This window comes from Actinoplanes utahensis (genome assembly GCF_016862455.1).
GTDB lineage: Bacteria > Actinomycetota > Actinomycetes > Mycobacteriales > Micromonosporaceae > Actinoplanes > Actinoplanes utahensis.
Window position 1 is genome coordinate 1 of sequence record NZ_BOMZ01000137.1, and the last position, 1,809, is coordinate 1,809.

The following is a 1,809-nucleotide window of genomic DNA, read 5'->3' on the forward strand; positions in this document are numbered from 1 at the left end:
TGACCCTGCTGGCTTATTTGGTTCAGGCGGCGAGGGTGAAGTCGAGGCGTTGGAGGTGGGTGGTGCGGGTGCGGTCGAGGGGTTGGCCGGTCCAGTAGTGGTCGAGTCGGATGATGTTGATGGCGGTGGCGGCGATGTTGTGTTCGAGGCTGGTTTTGGGCAGTCCGCGGTAGCGGGCGGTGCGGATGCCGGTGACGTGGGTGGCTTGGCGGATGGTGCCTTCGATACCGGCGCGGGTTCGGTAGCGGGTTTTCCAGTCACTGGTTTTCTGCAGGGTGCGGGCGGTGGTGAGGGCTTCGTGGGTGTCGCGGGGTGGTAGGCCGATCTTGCGGCGGTCACCGGTGGTGCAGAGTTCGCGAACGGGGCAGGGGCGGCAGGCGGTGAGGGGCCAGGCGACGATGATCGTGTCGGTGCCGCGGGTTCGTGTGGGTGTCCAGCTGCTGCTGGTGTGGCCTTGTGGGCAGGTGCTGTGGCGGGTGTCGAAGTCGACGGTGAACGCGCTTCTGTCGTAGCCGTGGCCGGCGCGGGCCTGGGCCGAGTTGTCGGCCGGCAGGGGTGTGATCAGGGTGATGCCGTGGTCGCGGGCGGCGGTCACGATGAGTTGCGCGGACGGGTAGCCGGAGTCGACCAGGTGCTCGGCGGGGGTCAGGCCCTTGCCGGTGAGGTGCTGGTGGATGGGGGTGGTCATCGTGGTGTCCGCGACGGCTGCGGTGGTGGTCGCCACGTTCGTGATCAGGTTCGGGTGGTCTCCGCGTCGTGGATCGTGGTCACTGCCGCTGGTCGCGGGTTCGGGTGGGTCGCAGGTCTCGGTGAAGTGGACTTTGTAGCCGCGCCAGCGGGTGTCGCGTTTGATGGCGTAGCGGGCGTGCAGGTCGTAGGGGGAGCAGATCTTGTCTCTGACCGGCGGGACGCCGTCCCCGTTCGGGGCGGGGTCCCGCCGTCGCACCTCCCGCCTGCCGGCGCCGTCGATGTCGAGGTGGAACTGCTGGATCCAGATCAGGCGTAACGCCTGAACGGCGGGGATCTGGACCAGCCAGGGCGGGGCGCCCGGGTGGTGCACGGCATCGAGGAGGTGGTAGCCGTCCCGGCCGTACCGGATCATCAGCTCGTCGCGTCGGGTCTTGCTCGTGGGCAGGCGCAGGTTGTCCACGCGCTGGCCGTAGACGTCGACCCACGAGCTGTCGATCACCGTGGCCAGCCAGTCCGGCGCCGCTGCGGACAACGCCTCCAACGCGGCGCGGACGGTCTCCCCGGCCAGTTCGAGACGGTGGAGTCCCCGGATCGCCGCCAGGACGTGGGTGGAATCGGTGCGCTGCCGGCCGTTGGCCTTGACCAGTTTCAGCTCGGCCAGACGCTGGAGCAGGGCATCCAAGGCCAGACGGGTCAGATCACCGTCGACCAGCCGGGCCCGGAACTCGCTGAGCACGCTCGCATCGAACCCCGGATCGTCGAGTTCCAGACCGAGAGCGTACTTCCAGGTGATCCGGTCCCGGACCGCCTCGGCGGCCTGTCGATCGGTCAGATCCTCGGCGAACTGCAACACACTGACGATCATCAACTGGGCCGGAGAGATCCCCGGCCGGCCACGCACCCCGAACGCCTCGGTGAACCGGGCATCCTCGTACACCTGACCCAGCTCATCACGAATCCGGGTCGCCAGATTCCCCTTCCGAACCGCCGCCCGCGCCATCCGAGCGGTCAGTTCCGGAACCTCAGGCCACGGCCTTGGTCGCATCGACATAACCAACCAACTCTATCGATACCCCAGAAGGTGCGGCCGCCACCAACAAATAAGCCAGCAGGGTCAGC

1 protein-coding gene is annotated in these 1,809 nt (G+C 67.9%); it reads right to left on the reverse strand.

Features of this window, described 5'->3' with window-relative positions; all coding sequences use genetic code 11:
* Positions 1–22: 22 nt before the first annotated feature.
* Positions 23–1,741: an IS1182 family transposase gene (locus tag Aut01nite_RS43000; protein ID WP_043530832.1), complete on the reverse strand. Its 1,719-nt coding sequence runs from the start codon at positions 1,739–1,741 to the stop codon at positions 23–25.
* Between the last annotated feature and the right edge of the window lie 68 nt (positions 1,742–1,809).